This window comes from Nonomuraea sp. NPDC049750, assembly GCF_040659625.1.
Lineage (GTDB): Bacteria > Actinomycetota > Actinomycetes > Streptosporangiales > Streptosporangiaceae > Nonomuraea.
On the sequence record NZ_JBFANB010000025.1, the window covers coordinates 13,137 to 38,209 of the forward strand.

Sequence of the window (25,073 nt, forward strand, 5' to 3'; positions counted from 1 at the left end):
TTGCGGGCCCAGTTACCGGGCGTAATCTCGAGGTGTGGATGTCGCAGACCTGACCCCGGCGCAGGCGCGCGAGCGCTTCCGCGCGGGCGAGCGGGTGCCGACCGCGGGCTGGTGCTCCGGCTGGACGCAGGCCAATCTGATCGCCGTGCCCAAGGAACTGGGCTACGAACTGCTGCTGTTCGCGCAACTCAACGCACAGGCGTGCCCGGTGCTGGACGTGGGGGAGCCGGGGGCGTGGTCCACCGCCCTGTTCCCTGGTGACCTGCGTACCGATCTGCCGGGATATCGCGTCTATCGTGACGGGCGGCCGGTCGCCGACCTCGACGACGTGGTCGCCGAGTGGCGTGACGACCTCGTGGCCTTCCTCATCGGCTGCAGCTTCACCTTCGAGCAGGCGCTGCTGCGGGCCGGGGTGCCGATCAGGCATCTGGAGCTGGGGACGAACGTGCCGATGTACCGGACGAGCGTGCCCTGCCGCCCGTCCGGCCCGCTGTCGGGCCCGCTCGTGGTGTCGATGCGGCCGGTCCCGGCGGCGCTCGTGGACGTCGCGATCGAGGTCAGCGGCCACTACCCGCAGGTGCACGGGGCACCCGTGCACGTGGGCGACCCGGCCGCGATCGGGATCGCCGACCTCGGACGGCCCGACTTCGGCGATCCGGTGGAGGTGCGGCCCGGCGAGGTGCCGCTGTTCTGGGCCTGCGGCGTGACGCCGCAGGCGGTGATCATGGCCAGTGGCGTGGACTTCGCGATCGGCCACCTGCCCGGCCACATGGCGATCATCGACGCGCGCGACGACGAGTATCGGGTTCCTTAACCTGATTTGTCCGGGCGCGGTGGGATGCCCGCTCTCGTCAGCTGCTCGCCGACCGACGGCGCGCCAGGGCGGTTGTCGATCTCCAGATGCGGTACGGCCGGCGGCTCGGACACCCGGATCGCCGCCAGGTACGCCTCGAACGCCGCCAGCTTGCCCGCGTCCTTCTCCAACCCCCTGGCCACCAGGCGCTCGCGCAGGGTCGGCCCGTCCGAGCGGACCCAGATGAGCCTGACCGGGTCCCCGCCCAGCTCGCCGACCCAGCGCTCCCACAGCCGCGCCGAGTGCACCTGGGCGGTGAACGGGCCGTCGAGCAGCACCGGGCAGCCGTGCTCGCGGATCTGCCTGGCCGTCCTGGTCATGCCCGCGTACTCGTGCGCCTTGATGTGCTCGTCGTACCACGGGCCCTCGCGTTCGCCGTGGTGCCTGCCGTACCCCTGGAGGATCTCGGCGGCGATGTCGCCGTACAGGGTGTCCTTGTCGAGCAGGGCGGCCGGCGGGTCGAGGCGGGCGAGCAGCGCCGCCGCGACGGTGGACTTGCCCGCGCCCGGCGGGCCGCTGATCACCCAAAGCGTGCTCATGTGGTCAGTGTCGCGTACGCGGATCTGCGTACGCGGGTGACGCGGCTCGGCGGACGACCCGCGGCGGGCGCGCCGACAGACTCGGCTCATGCTGACCGTGCTGTTCAGGGCGTTCCGGGTGCCGGATCTCCGCAAGAAGTTACTGTTCACGCTGGCCGTCATCGGGCTGTTCCGGCTGGGGCAGATCCTGCCGGCGCCGGGGGTGGACGTCGTGGCGGTCCAGCAGTGCCTGGGTACGGCGCGCGGCGGGTTGTTCGACATGGTGCAGATGCTCAGCGGGGGCGCGATGCTGAAGCTGTCGGTCTTCGCGCTGGGCGTCATGCCGTACATCACCGCGAGCATCGTGATGCAGCTGCTGACCGTCGTCGTGCCGCGACTTGAGACGCTCAGGAAGGAAGGGCAGTCGGGGCAGACGAAGATCACCCAGTACACGCGTTACCTGACCATCGGGCTGGCCGTGCTCAACGCCACCACGGTGGTCGCGCTGGCGCGCGGCGGGCAGCTGCTGCCCGGGTGCGCCAAGCCGCTGCTGCGCGACGAGAGCCTGCTGGGCGTCGCGGTGGTGGTGGTCACCCTGGTGGCGGGGACCAGCATGGTGATGTGGCTGGGGGAGCTGGTGACCGACCGGGGGATCGGGAACGGGATGTCGATCCTGATGTTCACCCAGGTCGTGGCCTTCTTTCCGTCGTACATGTCGACCATCTTCGTGCTCAGCCCGTTCGCCTTCGGCATGCTGCTGGTGACCGGGGTGTTCCTGGTGGCGGCCGTGGTGTTCATCGAGCAGGCGCAGCGGCGCATCCCCGTGCAGTACGCCAAGCGGGCGGTGGGGCGGCGGATGTACGGCGGGAGCAGCACCTACATCCCCCTGAAGGTCAATCAGGCGGGGATCGTGCCGGTCATCTTCGCCACGTCGCTGTTGTACCTGCCGACGCTCGCCGCTCCACTGCTCGGTGATGAGGTGGGCGGCTGGGTGTCGCGGAACATCACCGCCGGCACGCACCCGCTCTACATGATCGGATTCTTCCTGCTGATCGTGGGATTCGCGTACTTCTACGTGTCGATCACCTTCAATCCCGTCGAGGTGGCCGACAACATGCGGCGGTACAGCGGGTTCGTGCCGGGCATCCGCCCTGGCGCGCCGACCGCGCGGTATCTGGCGTACGTGCTGTCGCGGCTGACCGCGCCCGGGGCCGTCTACCTGGGGGTGCTGGCGCTGCTGCCGCTGCTCGCGTTCGCGATCCTGCGGGCTCCGAGCACCCAGCAGAACTTCCCGTTCGGGGGGACCAGCATCCTGATCATGGTGGGGGTGGGGCTCGACACGGTGAAACAGATCGAGGCGCAGCTTCAGCAGCGCAACTACGAGGGCTTCCTCAGGAAATAGCTACGTTCGTGTACGACCAGGTCGACCTACGTTGGTCGGGTCGGCTGGTCATGTTGGCACGGCCAGGCCGGCGCGCATGGCGAACACGACCAGTTGGGCGCGGTCGCGGGCGCGCAGCTTGACCATGGCCCGGCTGACGTGCGTGCGGACGGTGTCGGGGCTGATCACCAGCTCCTTGGCGATCTCCTCGTTGGACCGGCCGGTGGCCACCCAGGCGACCAGTTCGCGTTCGCGCGGTGTGAGGGTGTCGAGGCCCTCGACCGGCTCGGTGCCGTGGCGGCCGAACAGGCCGATGACCTTCCTGGTGATCGCGGGCGACAGCAGCGCCTCGCCTGCGGCCACCACCCGGACCGCGCCGACCAGCTCGTCGGGGGCGCTGTCCTTGAGCAGGAACCCGCTGGCTCCGGCCTGGAGCGCGGCGAAGATGTACTCGTCCACGGCGAACGTGGTCACCACCACGATCCTGGTGCCACTCAGCTCGCGGTCACCGGCGATGGCCCGCAGGGTCGCCAGGCCGTCCATGCCGGGCATGCGGATGTCGAGCAGGAGTACATCGGGACGGGTGCGGCGGATGAGCTGGAGCGCCGCCGCGCCGTCGGCCGCCTCGCCCACGCACTCCAGGCCCGGCTCCCGATCCAGCAACGCCCTGAGCCCCATCCGTACGACGGCCTGATCGTCGGCGACGGCCACCCGGATCACCGGCCCCTGCTCGGCTTCCTTGGCGTCCTCGGGTCCCTCGGCTGAGACGGGGGTCACGTGAGGTCTGCTGGGGAGTCGGCGGTGTTGTGGCGAGCTGAGCTGTTCTGGAGTGCGGGCTGCCAGATGTGGTGAGCTGAGTCGTTCTGGGATGCGGGTTGCTGGTTGTGCTGGGCCGGGCCGGTCTGGAGTGCGGGTCGCTGCGGGAATGTGGCGAGGACCTGGAAGCCGCCGCCGTCCCGCGGGCCCGCCGTGAAGTGTCCGCCTGCGGCGAGCACCCTGGCCCGCATTCCGGCCAGCCCTCGGCCCTCGGTCATGCCTGCCCGGCCGCGCTCCTCGGCCGCTTCCAGCTGGGCGGCATCTCGGCTCCGCTCCTCGGCCGCTCCTAGCCGGTCGGCGCCTTGACCAGTGCTTCGGAGGGCGCCTCGGTCGGCGATCTCCAGGACGAGCGGCCCGGCCGGGTCGCCGGACAGCCGGACGAGCGCCTGCGTGGGGCCGGCGTGGCGCAGGACGTTGGTGAGCGACTCGCGTACCACCCCGTAGACGGTCGCGCTGAGGTGGGCGGGCACGACGGGGTCGGCGGGCTCCACGTCCACCGCGAGCCCCGCGGCCCGGACCCCGTCGATGAGGCTCGGCAGGTCGTGGGCGCCGTCCCGCGCGTCATTGGCGCCGGCGTGTGGGTCATGGGTGCTGTCGCGCGGGTCGAGCCGGTCGAGTGCGGCGCGTAGTTGGGTGAGCGCCGTCGTGCTGGTCTCCCTGATCGCCAGCAGCGAGGCGCGCGTCTGCTCGGGGTCGTCGTCGAGCGTGACGAGCGCGAGCCCGGCCTGCAGGGCGATGGCCGCCAGCCCGTGCCCGGCGGCGTCGTGCACCTCCCCGGCGATCCGCGCCCGCTCGGTGGCCAGCACGTTCTCCCGGGGGCCACCACCCGATGCGGCGTCACCCACTGCGCCGTCACAAGGGACGTCGTCACGGAGGGCGCGGACCGTGCGGTGTGCCGGGGCGAGGCTGTGGGCCGCCGGGATGCCCCAAGCCCTGGCGGGCGTCGCGGTCGCCAGCGAGCCGGTACGTGCGGCATCGGCGGTGGTGCCGACCCGTACGGCATCGATGGAAGTGCCGGCTCCTGCCGTGCCCGTGGAGATGACCGGTGGTGGCTCGGCCTCCGCGGCGGCCGCGGCAGCGGCGGCGCGTGCCTGGGCCAGGCCGCTGAAGGACCACGGGACGGCCAGCCAGCCGGCCCAGGCCAGCATGATCACGACCGGGACGTCACCCAGCCGGGCCATGCGGGACAGCGCCTTGAACGGCCCGCGCGGGCCGTCACCGCTGTGCGTGTGCTCGGTCACCGTCCCCCCACCTGGCCAGGCTCGCTCAGCCCATAATCCTAGCCAGTTTCCGGCCCTCCGGTTGGCGACCGGACCGCCCGGACCCCCACGAGACGATCTTGTGGTGGGCGCTCAGCCGCCAACCTGGAGCGCGGCCGGTCACCTGCGGCGCCGTCCAGGTCAGGCGGCTCCGCTGGTGAGCCAGCGCAGCGGGTTGTCCCGGGTGACGAGGCGGATCGTGTCCTCGGTCACCCCGGACTCGCGCAGGCGCGGCAGCAGCGTGTGGAAGAGGTGCGCGTAGCCGGGCCCGCCGTACCGGTTGACCTGGGCGATCCGGCTCACGCCGGTGCTGAGCAGGAGGCGGTCGGCGTGGCCGTCCTCGATGAGGGCGAGTGCGATCCTGGCCGACTGGTCCGTGCCGAGGCTGAGTGAGCCCAGGCTGACGTACGCGCCGGCCTCGGCGATCTTGCGGGCGACGGCCGGGTCGCTGCCCGCGTAGCCCACGCTCACCCGGTCGCCGGACAGGCCCTCGGCGAGGAGGATCTCCAGCATGGCCAGCCCGTTGTGCCCGTACGTGGCCACAGGCAGGCGGGAGGCCAGCGCGGCGCGGGCGGCGGCGATGAGGCCGCGCTCTTCGGCCGGGGTGGGCTCGGTGCCGCAGCAGCCGGCCTGGCCGATCACGCCGGGGAACACGCCGATGTCGTCGAGGCCGTCGGAGATCTCGCTCATCAGCCGGCTCGTGAGCGTCTCGACGTCCGCGTCGCGGGGACCGCTGAACGGTCCGGCGAACAGGCCGGTCGAGGCGATCACCGGAACCCGGCTGCCCATCGCGATCCGGGCCAGGGCGGCGGCGTCGCGGCCCATGCCCAGGCAGGTAAGATCGATGATCAAGCCGAGGCGGTCGGACTGGCGCACCTCGCGGAGTTCGGTGGTGACGGTCTGGTCCTCGTCAAGCCACCGATAGGGGTCGGAGTCGATGCCGGTCGCCCAGCGCATGTCGGTGCGCAGGTGCTCGCGGGGAAGGACGGCGCCGTCGATGGCGGTCGCGGGTACGGGACCGGTGACGGTACGAAGCATGGCCTCGGGCATAGGAGACGGTAACCGATTTTTGCCCGAAGTCGCCTATAAAAGCATGAAATTTTACGTTTTGAGCGGTTTGTCGATTTGGCGGGTTGTCGGGTTGGTAAGGCAGCCTATTTCAGGGCCGCTGGGCCGTATCCTGGGGGGCACATCGACCGTGCGGGGGAGTACGTTGCCGATCCAGGACTCCGAGACCGGAGACGCCGACGCGATCAAGGATGAGTCAGCGGACCGTTCCAGCATGCCCGAGCGCCGGTCGGGCATTCACGGCTGGCTGGACGGCATCCGGTCCACCCGCGCGGGCGCGCTCACGCTGAAGATCGTCATCGGCGCCATCGGCGCGATCATGGTGGTCGGCGGCCTGATCATGGTGCCGTTCCCAGGGCCGGGCTGGCTGGTCGTGTTCGCGGGGCTGGCCGTGCTGGCCACCGAGTTCCACTGGGCGCGCCGGGCGCTGGAGTTCGGCAAGCGGGTGCTGCACGACTGGACCGAATGGTATAAACGGCAAGGCTGGACGGTCCGCGTCATCGTGCTCATCGTGACCGTGGCCGTCGCGGCCGTGATCGTCTACATCGGGCTCAGAACGCTCGGCATCGATCTGATCGCGCTGGCCCAGCGCGTTATCTAGACCGGGTCGTTATCGCTGCCGGAAATCCGGCCATCGGGTGCCTATTCTGCGGGGCGTGATCGCCCACATCGCCGCCGCCCTGTCGCTCGCCCTGCTCGCTCCGGCCTGGCCTGCCGACACTGCCGGTACCACCGACGCAGCGGGTACAGCCGAGCTCCTGACCGCCCAGGCGGACACGCTGCCCCTTCCCGGCATCAGTGTGAAATATCAGGAAAAAGCGGGTGATCCCGTACGGCTCAGCAGCTACGGCCTGGGTACCAAGAGCACCTACCTCAGGGCCAAGACCGGCAACACGTTCGCCAGGCAGCCGGCCCTGTCGGAAGCGGCGGTCTCACCCGACGCCGCCACGGTGGCCGGCGTCCCGAAGTCCTACCGGGCGGGCTACGACTCCCTCCTGCTCACCGACCGCGCCAGCGGCCAGATCAGGCGAGTGCGTACGGTCAAGAAGCCCCTGGCCGCCTCGTACATCTCATGGTCGCGCGACAGCAAGCGCGTGGCGCTCACCGTTGAGCAGAAGTCCGGCGGGCAGTGGCGGACCGTCGGCTTCACCGTCGTCGACGTGGTGGCGGGCACCGCCCGCACGGTCCGCCCGGCCGGGCTCGACGGGAGCGCGGACTTCGGGTGGAGCCCCGGCGGCGATCTTGTCGCCAGGTTCGGCGACGGCCTGCGGACCTACCGGGCCAGTGACGGCGCGACTCTGCGCACGTTCGCGGGCGTCGGGCCGCCGACCGGCCCGGAGGACGCCTACTCGCCGTCAGGCAGCCGCCTGACCACGTGGTGCCCGGCACGCTTCACGCAGCAGCTCTGCGTGGTGAACCCGGCGACCGGCAAGATCGCGAGCCGGGTGGCCGTCAGCCCGCAGATGCTGTTCGGCTGGTGGGACGAGAGCCATGTCATCGCGGTCATGCCCCACCAGAGCGCCTACCGCCTGGCGGTGGTCGACCTGACGAGCAAGGTGACACGGGTGCTGGCCGACATCCCGTCCCAGACGTGGAAGGCGAACCTCTGGCTGACCTTCCACCGGGGCTAGAGGTAGAGGCCGGTGCCGTGGTCGGTCTCCTGCGTGGCGACGGCGTGCAGGTCGCGCTCGCGCATGACGAGGTAGACCTGCGCGTGCAGCTCCACCTCGAACTGGTCCTCCGGGTTGAGCAGCACCTTGTCGCCCACCTTGACCGCGCGCACGTTCGAGCCGACCCCGCAGACCTCGCCCCAGGCCAGCCGGTTGGCCATCTTGACCGTCGCGGGGATGACGATCCCGGAGCCGCTGCGCCGCTCCTCGGTCTCTTGCTCAAGCCGGATCATCACCCGGTCGTTGAGCATCTGGATCTCGAACTTGGGTGCTACCACGCGCTCAGTTTACGGTCATCCGGACTCCCGCGAACCGGCAATGGCTGACGTCAGGGCAGTGTGAGCTCGGCGAAGACGGGCCGATGGTCGGTCTTCGCCAGCGACTCGACCGAGAACGCGCGTACCCCCATCCCGGCGGAGGCCAGCACATGGTCGATCACCACGCCGGGAGCCCGCCCGCCGCTGGGCCAGTACGTCGCGGTGAACCCCCGTCCGGTGACGTCCGCCGCGTCGCGGTAGCCGGCGGCCAGCAGGTCGCGCATCGGTACGTGGTCGAGCGTGGCGTTGAAGTCGCCGGCGAGCACCCGCGCGGCCTCACCGCCGCGAGGCAGCGCGACCAGCCCCTGCTGCCAGCAGGGCGTACGTCCCTCGTACTTGGGCGCGCACGGATGCACCGACACCACCTCGATCTTCGTCCCGCCCGGCTCCGCGAGCACCGCCCTGGCCTGCCCGAACGCCCCGAACTGGATGGCCGGCCCCGCCGTGAGCGGATAACGCGAGTAGACGCCGGAGCCGCCCACGCCGGGCAGCGCCCGGACCACGGCCTGCGGCAACGCCTTGCGCAGACCCGCCCGGTCCAGGGCCGCCGCGGCCTTGGGGGTGAGCTCCTGCAGCGTCAGGACGTCCGGCCGGAGCCTGGCGACCAGATCCATCAGCCCCGCCGTGTCGGCCGAGCCCACCATCAGGTTGGCCGCCAGCACCCGCAGCGTCCTGCCGCTCGTCACCGGCTCGCCGTCGGCGAACCAGCGAGGCAGTACTGCCAGCGCCAGGGCCGCCACGGTGACGAGCGCGACCGCCCCGGCGACCCACCGCCGCAGTGCCCCGGCCAGGGCGAGGGCGAGCACGGAGGCCGCCGCCGCGTACGGTGTGAACGCCACGATCGGCACCCACGGCCACAACCCGTCGTACGGACTCACCCGCAGCGCCGCCCACACCGCGAGCGGAGCCACCACCGACCACACCAGAACGCTCACCAAAGTTCGCACTCGCACCTCCTCCCATGTATTGCCACGAATCATCACAGAGGTTCACGCCATGAGATGGTGGGCTCCATGCGCGACGCGGAAGCCAGGGTCCTCCAGGCCATCGACGACACCGACACCGTGAACCTGCTGGCCGAGACCGTCAGAGTGCCCAGCGTGACGGGCACCGACGCGGAGTCCGAGTTGCAGCACCGCGTCGCCCGCGTGCTCACCGAGGCCGATCTGGACGTGGACGTCTGGAAGCTGGACCTCGACGACCTCGGCCGCCGCGCGGGCTTCCCCGGCACCGAGGCGCCGAGGGCCGAGGGCTATGGCGTGGTGGCCGTGACCGGCGGCGAAGGCACACCGGCACTGGCCCTGCAGGGCCATGTCGACGTCGTGCCCATCGGCGACCCGGCCCAGTGGGCGGGGAACGACCCGTTCGCCGCCAGGATCACCGGCGACACCCTGCACGGCCGCGGCGCCTGCGACATGAAGGCCGGGCTGGTGGCCAACCTCGCCGTCGTCCGCGCGCTCAAGAAGGCCGGGGTACGGCTGGCCCGGCCGCTCGCCGTGCACTGCGTGGTCAGCGAGGAGGATGGCGGACTCGGCGCGTTCGCCACGCTGGCCAGGGGCCACACGGCGGAGGCGGCGGTCATCACCGAGCCGACCAGTGGCGCCGTCATCACGGCCAACGCGGGGGCGCTGACGTTCCGGCTGGAGGTGGTGGGCCGGGCCGCGCACGGGGCCACCCGCTATGAGGGGGTCAACGCGGTCGAGGTGTTCTGGCCGGTGTTCGAGGCGATCCGGCGGCTGGAGGCCGAGCGCAACCGTGACGTGCCCGCCATCTTCGCCGGGAACGCGATGCCGTACCCGATCGAGGTCGGCACCGTGCGGGCGGGCGACTGGGCCAGCAGCGTGCCCGACCTGCTCGTCGCGGAGGGCCGGATGGGCGTCCGGCTCGACGAGGACCCGGCGACGGCGCGGGCCGCGTTCGAGGAGGCGGTGCTGACGGTCGCGCACCCGTGGCTGCGCGACCACCCGCCGGCGATCACCTGGCCGGGCGGCCAGTTCGCCAGCGGGCGGCTGCCCGAGGCGCACCCGCTGCTGGCGGAGGTGACCGGGACGATCGCCGACACGACGGGCGCGCGGCCGATGGAGAAGGCCGCGCCGTACGGGAGCGACCTGCGGCTCTACGCGGCCGGCGGGATCCCGGCGCTGCACTACGGCCCCGGCGACGTACGGTACGCGCACGCCCCCAGGGAGCAGGTCGAGCTGCGGGAGCTGCGCGAGGTCACACGAGCGCTGGCAACGCTCGTGGTGCGCCGTTGCGGAACACTTTGAGCAGCGTCCCCGGGCTCATCAGCGACGAGCGGCGGCGGACAACAGGCCCGCCATGCTCGCGCCGATCACGATGGTGTGATCCATGATGGTTCCCCCCTGAGGAAGTTGTGGCTTCCAGAGGGTCACCCGCGCCCGCCGTCCGCTTCCACGTCCTTTGGCACGCTCCAAGAATCACGTTCTACGAGGACTCCACCGGCAGGCCCGCCGCCACCCAGTCCTCGATCCCCTCGACGTACCTGCGCACGTTCGTGTAGCCGAGGGCGGTCAGGCGGCGGGCGACGGCCTTGCTGTTGTTGCAGGCCGGGTTCGTGCAGTAGGTGACGATCGGCGCGTCCTTGTCGGGCAGCAGCGCGGGCGCCCGCTCGGCGACCTCGCTCTCGACCAGCGCGATGGCACCCGGCAGGTGCTGCTGGGCAAAGTAAGCACCGCCGAGCGTGTCGAGTACGGTGACAGTGTCGAGCGTTGCTCGGAGCTCGTCGCGGGTGATGGTCATTGTGGCCTCCGGTCCAAATGGACTACAGTCCGCTTTGTGGATGGCTCGAAAGCTAACGGACCGCGGTCCGGTTCGTCAAGACAGAGGCTGGAACTGCTTCGCGGGGGCCCGGTCAACGAACGTGCGGACGCGGCGCGCAACAGGGAGAAGGTCCTTGCCGCCGCGGCCAGGCTGTTCGCTGAGAAGGGTGTCGAAGCGGTCTCCATGGATGCGATAGCGGCGGAGGCCGGGGTGGGGAAGGGCACGTTGTTCCGCAGATTCGGGGATAAATCGGGGCTGGCGGTGGCGCTGCTCGACGAGCGCGAGCGGTTGCTGCAGGAACGCATCCTGTCCGGTCCGCCGCCGCTGGGCCCCGGCGCGCCCGCGCGCGACCGGCTCACCGCCTTCGTCGACGCCTATCTGGACTACCTGTTCGCCCACCTCGACCTGGTACGCATGTCCGAGACGGCCAGTCCGGGCGCCCGCTACCGGATCGGCGCCTATCGCTTCTGGCACCGCCACGCGGCCATCCTGCTGGCGGCCTCGCGCCCGGGGTCCGACGCGGACGTCCTGTCCCACGCGCTGCTGGCGGCCACCGCCGCGGAGGTGGCGGGCGTGCTCAGGGAGGAGTACGGCGAGGCCCGCGCCCGCGACGCGATCACCGCCCTGGTCGGGGCCCTGGTGGGCTGAGAGCGGGATGATAGGGGGGAGCCGGTGGATCAGGCCGTCGTTCTCACCTGGCGGCGCGCCTCGGGGATGATGAGCGGGGTGCCCGACTGGGGATCCTCGATGATCTCGCAGCGCAGGTCGAACACCTCGGCGACCAGGTTGGGCGTGACGATTCCGGCCGGGTCGCCCTCGGCCACGATGGCGCCGTCGCGCATGACGATGAGGTGGGTGGCGTAGCGGCACGCCTGGTTGAGGTCGTGCAGGACCGCCACCATCGTGCGGCCGGCCTCGTGCAGGTCGGCGCAGAGGTCCAGTACCTCGATCTGGTGGGAGATGTCGAGGAAGGTCGTCGGCTCGTCGAGCAGCAGGATCGGCGTCTCCTGGGCCAGTGCCATGGCCAGCCACACGCGCTGCCGCTGGCCGCCGGACAGCTCGTCCACGATCCGGTCGGCCAGTTCGGACACGTCGGTGGCGCGCATCGCCTCGGTCACCGCGGCCTCGTCCGCGCGTGACCACTGCCGCATCAGCTTCTGGTGCGGGTAGCGGCCGCGGGCCACCAGGTCCGTCACGGTGATGCCGTCGGGCACGATCGAGCTCTGTGGCAGTAGCCCGAGGCGCCTGGCCACCTCCTTCGACGGCAGCGAGGTGATCACGCTGCCGTCGAGGTGGACCGCGCCCTTCCTGGGCTTGAGCATTCTGGCCAGGGCGCGCAGGAGGGTGGACTTGCCGCAGGCGTTCGGGCCGATGATCACGGTGAACGACTCGTCGGGGATCGTCACGTCCAGCTCGGCCGCCACGACGCGCTGGTCGTAGGCGAGGGTGAGGTCGCTGCCCGACAGCCGGGCGGTCTCGGACTGGGGGAGTGCCATCAGCGGCGGTCCTTTCGCGCGAGCATCAGTGGCGGGCTTTTCGGAGGAGCCATCAGTGGCGGTCCCTTCGGAGGAGCAGGGCGAGGTAGGCGCCGCCGATCGCGGCCGTGAGCACGCCGACGGGCAGCTGTGTGGGGGCGAGTACGCGCTGGGCGGCCAGATCGGCGCCGGTCAGCAGGACGGCGCCCATGAGCGCCGAGGCGCCCATCGTCACGCCGGGCGACCGGGTCAGCCGCCTGGCCAGCTGCGGAGCCGCCAGGGCGACGAAGATGACCGGCCCGGCGGCGGCCGTGGCCACCGCGCACAGCAGCACGCCCACGGTGATGGCCGTAGCCCGTACGGCCTCGACCCTGATGCCCATGGCCCGCGCCGAGTCGTCGCCCATCTCCAGCATCCGCATCGGCCGTGACACGGCGGCGCAGACCGGGAGCAGCGCCGCGAGCGCCACCGCCACCGGGATCGCGTGGTCCCAGCCGCGCCCGCTGAGGCTGCCCGTGAGCCACGCCCCCGCGGTCGCGGCGTCGTTGATGTTGGCCCTGGTCAGCAGGTAGGAGTTGGCGGACAGGAGCAGCGCGTTCGCGCCGATCCCGACGAGGACCAGCCGGTAGCCCTGCACGCCCCCGCGATGGGCCAGCGCGTACACCAGCACGGCGGTCCCGACGCAGCCCGCCAGCGCGCCGCCCGCGATCTGCAGCGCCGTGCCGCCCGCGATCACGCCGAGGATGCCGCCCGTGGAGGCGCCGGCGGTGAAACCGATGAAGTCGGGGCTGCCGAGCGGGTTCCTGGTCAGGCTCTGGAAGATCGCGCCGCTCAGGCCGAACGCCGCGCCCACCAGCAGCCCGGTGACCACCCGGGGCGCGCGCAGCTTGCTCACGATCAGCTCGGCGACGGGCGTGCCCTGGCCGAACAGCGCGGTCAGCACGTCGGGTACGGACACGGTCAACTCGCCGGTCGAGATCGCCGCCACGGTCACGGCGAACGCGACGAGGAGGAGGACCAGGGCGACGACGAGGGCCCGCGGCGCCAGCCGTACGGACCAGGGACCGAGACGGATGCTCATAGCGCGGCCAGCCTCCTGCGCCTGGCCATCAGGATGAAGATCGGCGCGCCGACCACCGCGCACATGATGCCCACCTGCACCTCGCCGGGCCGGGCGATGAGCCGCCCGGCCACGTCCGCCGCCAGCAGCAGCGCCGGCGCGGCCAGCACCGTGTACGGCAGCACCCACCGCTGGTCCTGACCCACCACGGCTCTTACCGCGTGCGGGACGGCCAGCCCGACGAACCACAGCGGCCCGGCCGCGGCCGTGGCGGAGCCGCAGAGCAGTGTGACCGACACGGCCGTGAGGACCCGGGTACGGGTGACGGCCACGCCCAGGGCCTTGCCGGCGTCGTCGCCCAGCGCCAGCATGTTCAGCGGCCTTGCCAGCAGCAGCCCCACCACCAGGCCGACGGCCATGAAGGGCGCGATCCGCAGCAGCACGTCGGAGGTCTGCCCGGCCAGTGAGCCGGTGAGCCAGAACCGCATCCGGTCGAACGTCTGCGGGTCCATGCGCAGGATGGCCGAGGCTACCGCGGTGAACACCATGCCGACGGCGATGCCGGCCAGCGCCAGGCGTACCGGACCGGCGCCCGAGCGGCCGGCCGAGCCCAGCGCGTAGACGACGACGGAGGCCACGGCGGCGCCGCCGAAGGCGAACCACACGTAGACGGCCGGGTTCGTGAGCCCGAACAGCCCGAGCGCGAGGGTGACGCCGAGCGCGGCGCCCTCGTTGATGCCGAGCAGGCCCGGGTCGGCCAGCGGGTTACGGGTCAGGCTCTGCATCAGCGCCCCCGCCAGTCCGAGCGCGGCCCCCACGCCGATGCCCAGGAGGGTCCGTGGGACGCGTAATTCGCGGATGACCGTGTGGTCGCCGGACCCGTTGGGGGCGGTCAGCGCGTCCAGCACCGTGGACAGCGGCACCGACCGCGCGCCCAGCGCCACGCTGGCCATCGCCACCAGCACCAGCACGCCGAACACGACCACCAGCCCACCGGCCAGCGCCGCCGGACGCCCCCGGGACGCCACGGGCTCGACCTCGGCCGGGCGCTCTTTCACCGCGGGCAACCCGCACCCCTTTCGTCACGGTCACATTGAGGCGAGGCTAAGGTAAAGCCCCACAACCAAGGCAAGCCTAACCTTAGGAGATGGACATGTCGGGACCGGTACTGCCTCGCAGGGGCTTTTTCGCGGCCACGGCGGGCGTCGCGGCGGCCCTGACGCTGGCGGCCTGCGGCGGCGAGGGCGCCCCACCCGCAGGCGGCGAGGGCGCCGCCACCCAGGCGGCCCCGACCGGGGCGGCGACCGGCGCGGCGGGCGGGTGGACGTTCACCGATGACCGGGACAAGAAGCTGAGCCTGCCCAAGCGCCCCACCCGGGTGGTCGCCCAGGTCGGCGCCGCGGCGGCACTGTGGGACTTCGGCGTGCGCCCGGTCGGCGTCTTCGGCCCGCACAAGCTCAAGGACGGCGCCAGGGACCCCCAGGTGGGCAACGTCGACATCGCCAAGGTCACGGGGCTGGGCAACGTCTGGGACGAGTTCAACGTGGAGCAGTACATCGCGCTCCAGCCCGACCTGCTGGTCAGCAGCATGTACATCAAGGGCACGCTCTGGTACGTACCGGAGAAGTCGAAGGCCACGATCGAGCAGGTCGCCCCGACGGCCGGCATCATGCTCACCGGGCGCAGCGCCATGGAGGTGATCGGCAAGTACGAGGAGCTGGCCACGTCGCTGGGCGCGGACCTACAAGGGGTGCCGGAGGCCAAGGCCCGGCTGGCGGCGGCCAGTAAGGAGCTGGCGGCGTTCAAGGACCTCAAGATCCTCATGGTCTCGGCGGGCCCCGACGCGATGTGGGTGGTGAACCCGCCGGAGTATCCGGACATCGTGCACCTCACCCAGAACGGCCTGACCGTCGTCACGCCCGCCAAGATCGACGAGGGCGGCTTCTTCCAGACGCTGAGCTGGGAGAACGCCGACACCTACGACGCCGACGTCATCCTCTACGACACGCGCACCCAGTCGCTCAAGCCCGCCGAGATGATGAAGAAGCCCACCTTCGCCAAGCTGCCCGCCGTCAAGGCCGGGCAGCTCTACCCGTGGAGTGCCGAGGCCCCCTACAGCTACCAGGGCTACGCCGACTTCGTGGAGGGCCTCGTGGCCAACCTGAGGAAGGCTAGTAAGCTCCCGTGACCTCGACGATCTCGGCCAGTGGGAACTCCAGGTAGTCGCCGGCCTCCTCGCACCAGGCGTCGAGGGCGCCGCCCTTGAGCTCGCCGTGGCTGATCGTCGCGGTCAGGCCGTCGGTCAGCGTGATGCCGGCCCGCACACCCCGGTCCACGACGAAGCCCAGCAGTGACTGCTGCGCCGTGGGCAGCCTGGTCGCCATCCGGCCGATGACGGCCCAGGTGCGCCCGGCGCGGTCGTTGGCCGCCCGGCTGGCGGTGATCAGGCGGGCGGCGTGCTCGTGCGGGTCGGGGATCGGCTCGGCGATGATGTGCGGGATGGCCTCGGCACCGCCGATCGCCGCCAGCTCCGACAGCTCGGCCACCTGACCGCCGGGCAGCAGGATGAGCTTGCCGTTGTGGGGTTCCTCGACGCGGGTGCGGCGGATCGTGATCTCACCGCCGTCGGTGACCGGGACGGGCGAGTAGCCGTGCTCGCGCAGCGCGGCCAGTGTCCGCTCGGCGCCCGCCGAGCTCACCAGTACGGTGGGCGCGAGCAGCCGCAGGCCGAGCCGGCTCAGCCGGCGGTGAGCGGCGATCTCGGCGAGGAGGGTCGGGTCGGAGGCCTGCACCACGCAGCCCACCGTGGTCACCGTCACCTCGCCGTGCCTGCGGGCCACGTCGCGTACGAGGTATTCGAGCGGCTGCGGGATGGTGCCGACGCCGGACAGCTCCTCCAGCAGCTCGTCGGCCTCGTAGCCGTGGTCCAGCGCGCGGCGCACGCTCTCGGTGGTGAACCGCCACACCGAGGCCGCGCCCCGCGACTCCCGCTCGGCCACCCGGTCGAGCAGCGCGGCCAGCTCGGCGGACGGCGGTCCCGTCACCACCGCGGTCAGGTCGGGGCCGAACAGCGCGCTCCTGCGTACGCTGGCCAGCGCCCTGGTCGCCGCCTCCGCGAGTATCGGGTCGTGCTCGACCAGTGGCACCGCGTCGTCGCTCTCCTCGCCCGCCTTGGCGGCCAGCCCGGCCAGCGCCCTGCCCAGGTCGGTCAGCGAGTCGTTGGCCAGCAGGCCGAGCAGCCGCGCCTCGACGAGCACGGCGGACGCGCACTCGGCCAGCAGGTCCTGGTCGAGCATCGGGGAGTGCCAGTGGACGTTGCGGACCAGGCCGGCGCGATCGGCGAAGGCGGTGCCGGCCGGCAGGTGGGACAGGACCGACAGCACCGCCCGGCGCACGCGGGCCACGGCGGCGCCCGACTGGTCGTCGCCCAGCACGGTGCCGTACTTGCCGTCGATCTTGCGCAGCGACGAGCGCTCCATGCGCCACCAGGCCGACAGCAGCACCCGCAGCCTGGCCGAGCCCTCGTCGAGCCGCCAGCGGTCGAACCGCTCGGTGGGGATCATGCCGCCGGACGGCTCGTCCCAGGCCAGCAGCCTGGCCACGGTGCAGATCTCCAGCAGCAGCCGGGTCTCGTCCTCGTCGCAGCCGGTCTCCTTGGCCATCCTGCGTACCTCGCGTACGCCCACGCCACCGGTCTTGAGCAGCGGCAGCGGCGTCTTGGAGGCGTTGTCGAGCAGCGCCGCGCACCGTTCCACCACATGTGGAGCGGCCAGCGTCATCAGGTGGTCGACCTCTTCCGGGTCGATCGGGATGGTGGCCACCTCGGGTGGTTCGGGGGTGAAGGGCGGGTGGTAGTCGCCGCCGCGCAGGCCGAGCGCCACCTCGCGCGGCATCTCGGCCACGTGCCAGCTCGGCCGGTAGAGGAGCCCGTGGTCGGCGGACCACTTCTCCGGCGTGCCGGGCATGACGAACCGGCCGCCGTCGACATCGCGTACGGGACCCTCCCAGGCGAAGCTGTCCAGCAGCCGGACCGTGCCCTCGGGGGCGGTGCGCAGCAGCGCGTCGAGCCGCGTCCGGTCGCCGAGCACCTCGCTGGCCCGGCTGACCGTGCGGCGCTTGTTGCCGTCGGGCGGGAGCCCCAGGTTTCTGGCGAGCGAGCGCAGCGTGTCGTTGCTGATCGTCCAGGAGTTGAGGTAGTGGTCGAGCGGCTCGCCCAGGCCGAGGGGCGCGGTCCACCACCGCGACACGGGCTCGGCCAGGCGGATGACGCCCTCGCCGTCGGGCCAGGCCAGCGCGTGGTCATGCAGGAGGTCGAGCCAGGGGGTCAGCTCCTCGGCCGGCACGCCGAGGAAGGCCGCCAGCCGCTCGGGAGTGGCGTGCCGCACGACCAGGCACGCCTGAGCCAGCTCAAGGCAGGGAAGAGGCAGGCCGCGCAGGGCCTCCATCACGGCGAATCCGTTGCCGAGCCGTTGGGCAAGGGTGTCGAGCCGCCGCGGCCAGGGGGCCGCGATGGCGTCGGGCCGGGTCGCCAGGATGCGGCCCAGCCTGTCTTCGTCAAGTGTTCGTAGCCAGCCGAGCAGGTGATCATCCATCTGTCAGCACTCTCATGGGGTCGCACGCAGGGACTCACCGTGAGCCATGAGCATCCACGGTAATGCAGATCACCCCCGGTCAGGAGAGGACTGCCCAGACGATCTTCCCGTGGGGCGCGAGTGCGGACCAGCCCCATCGGTGGCTGAGCGATTCGACGATGTGGAGTCCGAGGCCGCCGGTGTCGAGAGGGCCAGGGTATCTCAGCACGGGCACCGATGAGCCTGGATCGGTGAAGGCGCTGGTAACCAGCGCGCCGCGGCGTACCAAGGACATGTGGACCGGGCGGTGGCAATGCGGCTCGGCCAGGCGTAATCCGTGTCGCAGGGCGTTGGTGGCCAGTTCGGAGACCACCAGCTCCATGTTCTCGATCAGCTCGCCGAGGCCCCATCCCGTCAGGGTGCCGTTGGTGAAGCTGCGGACGGAGTGGATCGAGGACGCCGTGGGCGGGAGGACGAACGTGGCGCTCGAGGCCGGGCCTGGGACCAGCAGGTCACGCGCGGCCTCCGGCCACCACCCGACCGGGGGCCACCAGTCGAACGTGGTCCACGAGCCCTGCGTCGCCGTGGTGGATTGCACGTTGATCATTCTGGAGCAAACTCTCGTGCAGGTGCAAGAGCGAATGCACGTGCAGACACCGTGTGCAAGCGCTACCGTTGCCCCAAAAGGTCAATCAGTGGGAAAGGGGATCTTGTCCACGGCATATGATCTTTCGGCCGTGGAGTGACAGACTGTGTGCTAAGGAAACGACCAAGGAGCAGCACGTGTCCCTCGATCCGCCCGGTTCAGGTTCGACCGTTCGGCGCATCATGCTTGGCGCCAGTTTGCGGCGGCTGCGTGAAGCCAGCGAGCTCACCCGCGACCAGGCCGGATTCCACATCCGGGCGTCCGAGTCGAAGATCAGCCGTATGGAACTCGGTCGCGTCGGATTCAAGACACGCGATGTGGAGGACCTGCTCACCCTGTACGGCGTCGTCGACGACGCCGAGCGCCGTGCCCTGCTGGAGATGGTCCGCGAAGCCAACACCCCCGGGTGGTGGCACAAGTATTCAGCCGTTCTGCCCGCGTGGTTCACCACGTACGTGGGGCTAGAGGAAGCAGCCAGCGTGATCCGTACCTATGAGGTGCAGTTCGTGCCCGGTCTGTTGCAGACGGCCGCATACGCACGCGCGGTATACCAACTCGGCAACCCCGATGAGACCCCTGGGCAGATCGAGCGCCGCGTGCATCTGCGCATGCAGCGACAAGAGCGCTTCACGCAGAAGGACGGCCCGCGACTGTGGGCGGTCATCGACGAAGCGACCCTCAAGAGGACCATCGGCGGGCGGGAGGTCATGTCCGAGCAGCTTCAGCACTTGCTGGAAGTCGCTGCCCTTCCCAATATCACCATTCAGGTGATGCCCTTCAGATATGGCATGCACGCCGCTGAAGGTGGCGCGTTCAGCATCTTGCGATTTCCCGAGTCCGACTTGTCGGACGTTGTCTATGTCGAGCAGCTCTGGGGTGCCCTGTACCTGGACAAGCGTGAGGACATCGATCCATATCTCACGGCTATGGAGCAGTTATGCGTGGAGAGCACCACGCCAGGGGGCACCGTCGAGCTCATCGGCGGTCTTCTCAGAAAGATGTAGATGAAGCAGACCTACAACGGCATGCCCGCGACCGACCTGCAGCAGGTCGCCTGGCGCAAGAGCCACTACAGCAACTCACAGGGGAACTGCGTCGAACTCGCGAAGCTCCCCGACGGCGGGGTGGCGGTGCGCAACTCGCGCTTCCCCGATGGCCCGGCCCTGATCTACACCCGCGACGAGATCCGAGCCCTCGTGCTCGGAGTGAAGGATGGGGAGTTCGACGGTCTCCTGGTGTAACAGGCTGTTAACCTCCGGCGGGCCCCCTTAACGGGGGCGCGCCGGAGGTGTAACCGCCCCGCCTCCGGCAGACCTCATGATCAGCACATGCTCGACCAGATGACCCTTTATCCGATCGCCGACGACGTGCTCTTCGCACCCGGCGGCAAGGTCGTGATCCGCACCTACGGCGTCGCGCCCTCCGGCGCTGCCGTCTCCTATCGCACGTGGGTCACGGGTCTCCGTGACCAGCCGCGCTACTGGCACTGGGGACACTTCGAGGACGCCACCTCCGGGCACCGCAGGGTGCTGGAGTGGCTGACGGGGAGAGGGCCGCAGCCTACCCAAGCGGGCGCTTGATCAGCTAAGGTTGAGGCCGAGCAATCGCTTGGTCAAAGGAGCCCGGGATGCGGCGTGGGATCTACCTTCTCGAAGAGGTCGACTTCCGGCCGATGAACTCCCGGCGCCCGATGGAGTACCTCACCTGGCTGACCCGCTACAAGCGCGAGGACGAGGCCCGCCAGGCGCCCACGCTGACCTCCGGCATGTCCATCAGGTCCCGCGAGATCGACCTGGCCGGCGCCTTCTACGCCGTGGGCATCACCGGGCACCCGCAGTTCAAGGCGGTCACGCTGTGGGACTGCCACGGCGGCTGGGACGGCGGCTGGCGCCAGATGATGGAGATCTACCGAGGGGTGGACGACCGTCTGTTCCTGTCCGACATCGACGACCTGCGCTTCTCCGCCTTCTCCCGCCCGCTCGGCGCCGTGCCGGGCTGTCCGGACCTGAGCGAGGTGGCCACCGCCGAGTTCTACGTGTTCGAGAGCGCCCGCGTACGACCCGGCGCCGCCCTCGACTACCTGGAGGCGGTCCGCACCGAACGCGCCCCGCTGCTGGCCGAGCACGGGCATCACCTGGTCGGCCTGTACGAGGTGCTGTTCTGCGACACCGAGGCCGTCACGGTATGGGGCGTGTCGCTCGACGACCACCTGCGCACGCAGCGGGCCCGCGACGCCGCCCTCGGGCTGGACGACGAGGTGCCGCCGGACCCGCGCCTGCTCGACTGGGCCAAGCGGGCCCGCGACTTCCTCGACGGGCCCTGGCGCGAGACCCTCCTGTCGCCCTTCCCCGGCAGCCGTCTGGCGCCCGGAGGCACATCGGGTTAGCGTCGGGCTGCGGAGGTAGCCATGACGGACTCGTACCTCTATAACGGGCAGGGCTCCCAGGACCACGTCGCCTCGTGCCCGGACTGCAGCGCGGCCATCGCACTCCTGGACGCCCCAGGGGAGGCTGTCTCTCCGCCGCCCGGGCTGCGGGAGGAGATGCTGGCCAGGGCGCGGCTGCGGCGCAGCCCCGCCGAGACGGCGGTCGCGGCCGTGGCCGTTCCCTATGCCCAGCAGGTCGCGCTCATGGACGAACTGCTGGGCGAGCTCAGCGTGGCGCAATGGGAGGCGCCCCTGGCCAAGCACGGCACCGTGCGCGGCATGGTCGAGCACCTGGCCGCCAACGACGCCAGGGTCGCGGGCTTCATGGGCGTACCGGCGACCGCCGGCCTGCCGGTTCACCGGCGCTGGCGCGAGCAGGCCGGATCCCTGCTCGAACGCGTCTCCGGCAGCACCGGGGTGCTGCTCGGCGTCGAAGTGGAGCTGGCCGGGACCAGCCCGGCGCGCGGGCCGCTGCGGCACGCGATGGTCCAGCGGACGTTCGAGACCTGGACGCACGCCGACGACATCAGGACCGCCACCGCCAGATCCACGGCACCGCCGGCCGACGAGCACGTGCGGATGATCGCCGAATTCGGGCTGACCATGCTGCCCCGGGCCGTCAAGGGGCCACGCCGCGATGTGGCCGCCACCGTCGTGCTGACCGGGCCCGGCGGCGGCACGTGGACGGTGCCGCTCTCGCCGACTCCCGACCGTGTCGCCGTGCTGGTGTCGGCGGACGCCGTCCACTTCTGCAAGCTGCTGGCCGGCCGGTGGCCGCCCGGCTCCTTCCCGTACGCGGCCGAGGGCGATCCCGCGCTCGCCCGCGAGCTGATACGGGCCGCCTCCACACTGGGATGTGACTGATGGGCCCCGACGCGGACCTGCACGCCCGGTTGGTCGCGGGCGACCTCGACGCGCTGGCCGCCGCCTATGACGAGCACAGTCCCTTCGTGTACGGGGTGGCGATCAAGATCACGGGGAACCGGGTGTCCGCCGAGGAGATCACCCAGGACGTGTTCGTCGGGCTGTGGGAACGGCCGCTGTCGTACGAGCCCAGAAGCGGCTCACTGCGCGGCTGGCTGGTGAGCAAGGCGCTGCACGCGTCGGCGGTACGGGCTGAGGTCGGCTGACCCGCGCGCGTCGGGGTCAGGTGACCGGTGCGTTCCAGGCCGTCACCACGGGCTCGGCGTGTTCGTAGCCCAGTCGTGAGTACGTGCCGGTGTCGAGCTTGAACAGGCGGCCGTCGGTGGGCGGCAGGCCCAGCCAGCGGGCCGTCAGCACGCGCAGGAAGTGTCCGTGCGCCACCAGCGCCACCCGCCCCTCGGCCGCCTTGGCCCTGGCGATCACCCGGTCGGCGCGCGCGCCCACGTCGGTCGCGCTCTCCCCGGGATGCTCGGCGTCGCCGGGGGTCACGCCGTCACGCCACAGGTACCAGCCCGGCCGGGTCTCCCGGATCTCGGGCGTGGTGATCCCCTCGTAACCGCCGTAGTCCCACTCCCACAGATCCGCGTCCACCACGTACGCCTCCAGCCCGGCCAACTCCGCCGTCCGGCGGGCCCGCTGGGCGGGGGACACCAGCACCAGGTCGAACGTCATCTCCTTGACCAGCGGCGCCAGCGCCCGCGCCTGCTCCTCGCCCGCCGGCAGCAACGGCACATCGGTGCGGCCCGTGTGCTTGCCCGCCGTGCTCCACTCTGTCGCGCCGTGCCTGAGCAACACCATCTCGTCCATGACTTCCATCATCCGGCACGGTTGACCTCAACCGTGGTTCAGGTAGCAGGCTGGGCGACATGCACGCGATAAAGCTCTATTCCTACGGTCCTGCCGAGAACCTCCGCTATGAGTCCGTCCCCGATCCCCTGCCGGGCCCCGGCGAGGTCCGCATCGCCGTACACGCCGCCGGTGTGCACTTCATCGAGACCCTGTTCAGGCGGGGCATCCCCATCGGCCCGCACCCCGCCCCCGACCTGCCCACGACGTTCGGCCATGAGGTGGCGGGGGTGGTGGAGTCGGTCGGTGAGGGCGTCGGCTCCGACCTGCTGGGCAGCCGCGTGGTGACCGGCGAGGTGACGTCGGGCGGCTACGCCTCGCTCGCCGTCGCGCCCGCCGCCGGTCTGACGGTGCTTCCCGACGGGCTGGAGTACGGCGCTGCGGTCGCCATGCTCTCGACCGGCGCCACCACGCTGGGAGTGCTGGAGGTCGCACCCGTGACGGCCTCGGACGTGGTGCTGGTCATGGCCGCCGCCGGAGGGATCGGCACGCTGCTCGTCCAGCACGCCCACCGGGTGGGCGCGACGGTCGTCGGAGCGGCGGGCGGCCCCGCGAAGGCGGCCCGGGTCCGCTCGCTGGGCGCCGACCTGGCGGTCGACTACAGCACGCCCGGCTGGACGGACGTCGTGCGGAAGTCGGTCGGCGACGTCACGATCGTCTTCGACGGGGTCGGCGGCGAACTCGGCAGAGCCGCCTTCGAACTCCTCGGTGGGGACGTCGCGGGGCGCGGCGAGGGCGGTTTCGGGCCGGGCGTCGAAGGTGGGCGGCAGGTGGTGTTCGGGCAGGCGTCGGGGGAGTGGTTCCATCCCGAGGAGGCCGAGTTGAAGGCCCGCGGCGTGACCTCGTACGACGGCATCGCCTACCTGCTCGGCCGCCAGGGCGGCATGGACGACCTGCGGGACCGGGCGCTGGAGGCGGCGGCGAGCGGCGAGCTCACGCCCGCCGTCCAGTCCTTCCCGCTGGAGCGGGCCGCGGCCGCCCATGCGGCGCTGGAGAGCAGGAACACCATGGGCAAGGTGATCCTCATTCCGTAGCGAGTTCCTCGACGATCGGGGTGAAGGCGTCGAGGTCGCGCTCGTGGTGCACCACGAAATACGAAATATCGTGCTCATCCCGCCAGTAGCGGAGCTTGTCGACTATGTCGTGGTGGGTGCCGAGGAGTACCTGTGGCGTCTCGTCCAGTTGTGAGGTGTCGGCGGCGCTCCAGGTCTCCTCCGGCTTGCGCACGCCCACCTGCACCACGCTCGTGCCCAGCTCCAGCCGGTCGTAGCGGTCGCCGGCGGCCGCGCGTACCGTCCGCAGCTTGTCCATGAACGCCTGCCGCCCGCCGTCGTTCCCGTCGGGCCCGGTGCCGTCGGCGCGTACCCGCATCCCCAGGTTCACCACGTCGGCCTCCCGGGCGGCCAGCCGCAGCATCCGCGGCCCGCCGCCGCCCAGGAGCAGCCGCGGGTGCGGCCGCCGCACGGGCTTGGGCTGCTGATCGAGCGCCCGGATCTGGTAGTGCGTCCCGTCGAAGGTGTACGGCCCGTCGCCCCACAGCCCCTTGAGCACGGCCACGGCCTCGGCCAGCCGGTCCACCCGCACACCGGGCGGCTCGAACGGCAGGCCGGCCCGCTGGTAGTCCTCGGCCATCCAGCCGGTCCCGAGCCCCACGTCGAGCCGCCCGTCGGACAGCACGTCGAGGGTCGCCGTCTCCTTGGCCAGCACGGCCGGATGCCGGAAGTCGTTGGCGAACACGAGAGTCCCCACCCGAAGCCGCGTCGTCACGCTCGCGGCGGCGGCCAGCGCCGCCACGGGAGCGAATCGCGGGCCGACCAGGTGGTCGGGCACGAGCAGCACGTCGAACCCGGCACTCTCCAGCCGCCTGGCCTTGTCCGCCCAGGCCTTGCCCGACTCCGCCTGCCGCACCACCGCCCCGAACCTGAACCGCCGCACGTGCCTCTCCTCGCTTGAACAAGCGCTTGTGTACATGCGCTTGCCAGCTTAGAGGCGATCGCGCCGCCATGGCACCCACCGCGCCCGTGCCAGCGCGCTTCCGACTGGCCTAAGCCCGACGAAAACCACGGAGATGGTCAACTTCGCGCACGTAACGGCGCCCGGCCATGTGCGGGTTCAGCGGCCGTTTTCCTGGAGGTCCCCAGCCATGTGCGGCGGGTGGCGGGTGGAGCGGCTGTGCCGTAAAGGAAACAGCGGCCCTGACCGGAAGGCGCGCGCGGTGAGCACAGCCGCGGAGGTGTCGCGTCGGCGCTCAGGCCATGCGGAGGCCGGTGCGGGCGGGGAGGGACGTGATCAGCGCCTGGATGATCCGCGCGATCAGCATTTCCAGGAGCATCATGCCCGCCTTCGCGAGCACAGAGGCCAGAAATTCAGACACTGAGTACCTCACATCAGTAAACCTACCGTTATGAGGATAATCAGCCACAAAAGTTGCGATAAGGCAACAAATCAGGTGTCTATATGGTG

The 25,073-nt window shown here is 71.1% G+C and carries 29 protein-coding genes; 14 read left to right on the forward strand and 15 right to left on the reverse strand.

Annotated elements, in window-relative coordinates; all coding sequences use genetic code 11:
- Nucleotides 1–34 precede the first annotated feature (34 nt).
- A complete protein-coding gene (locus tag AB0J16_RS43070; protein WP_358550978.1) occupies nucleotides 35–814 on the forward strand; it encodes a putative hydro-lyase in 780 nt (259 codons plus the stop codon).
- Here AB0J16_RS43070 and AB0J16_RS43075 read toward each other — a convergent pair.
- Nucleotides 811–1,392, reverse strand: coding sequence for an ATP-binding protein (locus AB0J16_RS43075; RefSeq protein ID WP_358550980.1), 582 nt, complete (start codon nucleotides 1,390–1,392; stop codon nucleotides 811–813). The two genes, AB0J16_RS43070 and AB0J16_RS43075, sit on opposite strands and share 4 nt — an antisense overlap.
- 88 nt (nucleotides 1,393–1,480) lie before the next feature.
- Between AB0J16_RS43075 and secY the strand changes: the two genes are divergently transcribed.
- Nucleotides 1,481–2,773, forward strand: a complete 1,293-nt coding sequence (gene secY, locus AB0J16_RS43080; RefSeq protein WP_358550982.1) for a preprotein translocase subunit SecY — start codon at nucleotides 1,481–1,483, stop codon at nucleotides 2,771–2,773.
- Between the two features lie 48 nt (nucleotides 2,774–2,821).
- Here secY and AB0J16_RS43085 read toward each other — a convergent pair whose 3' ends face one another.
- From AB0J16_RS43085 to AB0J16_RS43095, 3 genes are all read right to left on the reverse strand, one after another.
- Nucleotides 2,822–3,472 carry a response regulator transcription factor gene (locus tag AB0J16_RS43085; RefSeq protein ID WP_358551220.1) on the reverse strand — a complete coding sequence of 217 codons (651 nt, stop codon included), beginning with the start codon at nucleotides 3,470–3,472 and terminating at the stop codon, nucleotides 2,822–2,824.
- A 53-nt stretch (nucleotides 3,473–3,525) separates the two neighbouring features.
- The gene (locus AB0J16_RS43090) at nucleotides 3,526–4,809 is read right to left on the reverse strand and encodes a histidine kinase (RefSeq protein ID WP_358550984.1); all 1,284 of its coding nucleotides are present in this window, start codon (nucleotides 4,807–4,809) and stop codon (nucleotides 3,526–3,528) included.
- Between the two features lie 159 nt (nucleotides 4,810–4,968).
- Nucleotides 4,969–5,865 (reverse strand): aryldialkylphosphatase, encoded by an 897-nt coding sequence (locus AB0J16_RS43095; protein ID WP_358550986.1) that lies wholly within the window; start codon nucleotides 5,863–5,865, stop codon nucleotides 4,969–4,971.
- A 175-nt stretch (nucleotides 5,866–6,040) separates the two neighbouring features.
- On the opposite strand from AB0J16_RS43095, the gene AB0J16_RS43100 reads away from it, so the two are divergent.
- Both AB0J16_RS43100 and AB0J16_RS43105 read left to right on the forward strand, forming a co-directional pair.
- A complete protein-coding gene (locus AB0J16_RS43100; protein ID WP_357960017.1) occupies nucleotides 6,041–6,496 on the forward strand; it encodes a TIGR02611 family protein in 456 nt (151 codons plus the stop codon).
- A 55-nt stretch (nucleotides 6,497–6,551) separates the two neighbouring features.
- Complete coding sequence (locus AB0J16_RS43105; RefSeq protein ID WP_358550988.1) at nucleotides 6,552–7,526, forward strand: hypothetical protein; 975 nt, start codon at nucleotides 6,552–6,554, stop codon at nucleotides 7,524–7,526.
- On the opposite strand, the gene AB0J16_RS43110 is transcribed toward AB0J16_RS43105, so the two are convergent.
- Nucleotides 7,523–7,843 carry a co-chaperone GroES gene (locus AB0J16_RS43110; RefSeq protein WP_219533268.1) on the reverse strand — a complete coding sequence of 107 codons (321 nt, stop codon included), beginning with the start codon at nucleotides 7,841–7,843 and terminating at the stop codon, nucleotides 7,523–7,525. The genes AB0J16_RS43105 and AB0J16_RS43110 overlap by 4 nt on opposite strands.
- A 50-nt stretch (nucleotides 7,844–7,893) precedes the next feature.
- A complete protein-coding gene (locus AB0J16_RS43115; protein WP_358550990.1) occupies nucleotides 7,894–8,829 on the reverse strand; it encodes an endonuclease/exonuclease/phosphatase family protein in 936 nt (311 codons plus the stop codon).
- Between the two features lie 66 nt (nucleotides 8,830–8,895).
- Between AB0J16_RS43115 and AB0J16_RS43120 the strand changes: the two genes are divergently transcribed.
- Complete coding sequence (locus AB0J16_RS43120; protein WP_358550992.1) at nucleotides 8,896–10,149, forward strand: ArgE/DapE family deacylase; 1,254 nt, start codon at nucleotides 8,896–8,898, stop codon at nucleotides 10,147–10,149.
- A gap of 178 nt (nucleotides 10,150–10,327) precedes the next feature.
- On the opposite strand, the gene AB0J16_RS43125 is transcribed toward AB0J16_RS43120, so the two are convergent.
- Nucleotides 10,328–10,642, reverse strand: a complete 315-nt coding sequence (locus AB0J16_RS43125) for a rhodanese-like domain-containing protein (protein ID WP_358550994.1) — start codon at nucleotides 10,640–10,642, stop codon at nucleotides 10,328–10,330.
- 36 nt (nucleotides 10,643–10,678) lie between these two features.
- Between AB0J16_RS43125 and AB0J16_RS43130 the strand changes: the two genes are divergently transcribed.
- Nucleotides 10,679–11,311 carry a helix-turn-helix domain-containing protein gene (locus AB0J16_RS43130; protein ID WP_358550996.1) on the forward strand — a complete coding sequence of 211 codons (633 nt, stop codon included), beginning with the start codon at nucleotides 10,679–10,681 and terminating at the stop codon, nucleotides 11,309–11,311.
- Between the two features lie 29 nt (nucleotides 11,312–11,340).
- On the opposite strand, the gene AB0J16_RS43135 is transcribed toward AB0J16_RS43130, so the two are convergent.
- The 3 genes from AB0J16_RS43135 to AB0J16_RS43145 are packed head-to-tail and all read right to left on the reverse strand — an operon-like array spanning nucleotide 11,341 to nucleotide 14,256.
- Nucleotides 11,341–12,159, reverse strand: a complete 819-nt coding sequence (locus tag AB0J16_RS43135; protein WP_358550998.1) for an ABC transporter ATP-binding protein — start codon at nucleotides 12,157–12,159, stop codon at nucleotides 11,341–11,343.
- 52 nt (nucleotides 12,160–12,211) lie between these two features.
- Entirely contained in the window at nucleotides 12,212–13,219 is a 1,008-nt protein-coding gene (locus AB0J16_RS43140; RefSeq protein ID WP_358551000.1) for an iron chelate uptake ABC transporter family permease subunit, read from the reverse strand.
- Nucleotides 13,216–14,256 carry an iron chelate uptake ABC transporter family permease subunit gene (locus tag AB0J16_RS43145; protein WP_358551222.1) on the reverse strand — a complete coding sequence of 347 codons (1,041 nt, stop codon included), beginning with the start codon at nucleotides 14,254–14,256 and terminating at the stop codon, nucleotides 13,216–13,218. The genes AB0J16_RS43140 and AB0J16_RS43145 overlap by 4 nt, the downstream gene beginning before the upstream one ends.
- A gap of 95 nt (nucleotides 14,257–14,351) precedes the next feature.
- On the opposite strand from AB0J16_RS43145, the gene AB0J16_RS43150 reads away from it, so the two are divergent.
- Nucleotides 14,352–15,386 carry an ABC transporter substrate-binding protein gene (locus tag AB0J16_RS43150; protein ID WP_358551002.1) on the forward strand — a complete coding sequence of 345 codons (1,035 nt, stop codon included), beginning with the start codon at nucleotides 14,352–14,354 and terminating at the stop codon, nucleotides 15,384–15,386.
- Here the strand turns inward: AB0J16_RS43150 and AB0J16_RS43155 are convergent.
- Nucleotides 15,370–17,790 (reverse strand): helicase-associated domain-containing protein, encoded by a 2,421-nt coding sequence (locus AB0J16_RS43155; RefSeq protein WP_358551004.1) that lies wholly within the window; start codon nucleotides 17,788–17,790, stop codon nucleotides 15,370–15,372. The two genes, AB0J16_RS43150 and AB0J16_RS43155, sit on opposite strands and share 17 nt — an antisense overlap.
- Nucleotides 17,791–17,869: 79 nt before the next feature.
- Entirely contained in the window at nucleotides 17,870–18,376 is a 507-nt protein-coding gene (locus AB0J16_RS43160) for an ATP-binding protein (protein ID WP_357960052.1), read from the reverse strand.
- A 221-nt stretch (nucleotides 18,377–18,597) separates the two neighbouring features.
- Between AB0J16_RS43160 and AB0J16_RS43165 the strand changes: the two genes are divergently transcribed.
- From AB0J16_RS43165 to AB0J16_RS43190, 6 genes are all read left to right on the forward strand, one after another.
- Nucleotides 18,598–19,419: a helix-turn-helix transcriptional regulator gene (locus tag AB0J16_RS43165; RefSeq protein WP_225299863.1), complete on the forward strand. Its 822-nt coding sequence runs from the start codon at nucleotides 18,598–18,600 to the stop codon at nucleotides 19,417–19,419.
- Nucleotides 19,420–19,656: a DUF397 domain-containing protein gene (locus AB0J16_RS43170; protein ID WP_225299640.1), complete on the forward strand. Its 237-nt coding sequence runs from the start codon at nucleotides 19,420–19,422 to the stop codon at nucleotides 19,654–19,656.
- A gap of 87 nt (nucleotides 19,657–19,743) precedes the next feature.
- Complete coding sequence (locus AB0J16_RS43175; RefSeq protein ID WP_358551006.1) at nucleotides 19,744–19,995, forward strand: hypothetical protein; 252 nt, start codon at nucleotides 19,744–19,746, stop codon at nucleotides 19,993–19,995.
- A 47-nt stretch (nucleotides 19,996–20,042) separates the two neighbouring features.
- Nucleotides 20,043–20,801 (forward strand): hypothetical protein, encoded by a 759-nt coding sequence (locus AB0J16_RS43180; RefSeq protein ID WP_358448247.1) that lies wholly within the window; start codon nucleotides 20,043–20,045, stop codon nucleotides 20,799–20,801.
- Between the two features lie 21 nt (nucleotides 20,802–20,822).
- Nucleotides 20,823–21,704: a hypothetical protein gene (locus AB0J16_RS43185; protein WP_358551008.1), complete on the forward strand. Its 882-nt coding sequence runs from the start codon at nucleotides 20,823–20,825 to the stop codon at nucleotides 21,702–21,704.
- Nucleotides 21,704–21,970, forward strand: coding sequence for a sigma factor (locus tag AB0J16_RS43190; RefSeq protein ID WP_358551010.1), 267 nt, complete (start codon nucleotides 21,704–21,706; stop codon nucleotides 21,968–21,970). The genes AB0J16_RS43185 and AB0J16_RS43190 overlap by 1 nt, the downstream gene beginning before the upstream one ends.
- Before the next feature lie 16 nt (nucleotides 21,971–21,986).
- Here the strand turns inward: AB0J16_RS43190 and AB0J16_RS43195 are convergent, their stop codons facing one another.
- Nucleotides 21,987–22,571, reverse strand: a complete 585-nt coding sequence (locus AB0J16_RS43195) for a histidine phosphatase family protein (RefSeq protein WP_358551012.1) — start codon at nucleotides 22,569–22,571, stop codon at nucleotides 21,987–21,989.
- Between the two features lie 59 nt (nucleotides 22,572–22,630).
- Between AB0J16_RS43195 and AB0J16_RS43200 the strand changes: the two genes are divergently transcribed.
- The gene (locus AB0J16_RS43200; RefSeq protein WP_358551014.1) at nucleotides 22,631–23,644 is read left to right on the forward strand and encodes a zinc-binding dehydrogenase; all 1,014 of its coding nucleotides are present in this window, start codon (nucleotides 22,631–22,633) and stop codon (nucleotides 23,642–23,644) included.
- Here the strand turns inward: AB0J16_RS43200 and AB0J16_RS43205 are convergent.
- Complete coding sequence (locus tag AB0J16_RS43205; protein ID WP_358551016.1) at nucleotides 23,634–24,545, reverse strand: TIGR03621 family F420-dependent LLM class oxidoreductase; 912 nt, start codon at nucleotides 24,543–24,545, stop codon at nucleotides 23,634–23,636. The two genes, AB0J16_RS43200 and AB0J16_RS43205, sit on opposite strands and share 11 nt — an antisense overlap.
- A 313-nt stretch (nucleotides 24,546–24,858) precedes the next feature.
- Nucleotides 24,859–24,984: a hypothetical protein gene (locus AB0J16_RS43210; RefSeq protein WP_358551018.1), complete on the reverse strand. Its 126-nt coding sequence runs from the start codon at nucleotides 24,982–24,984 to the stop codon at nucleotides 24,859–24,861.
- Nucleotides 24,985–25,073 lie beyond the last annotated feature (89 nt).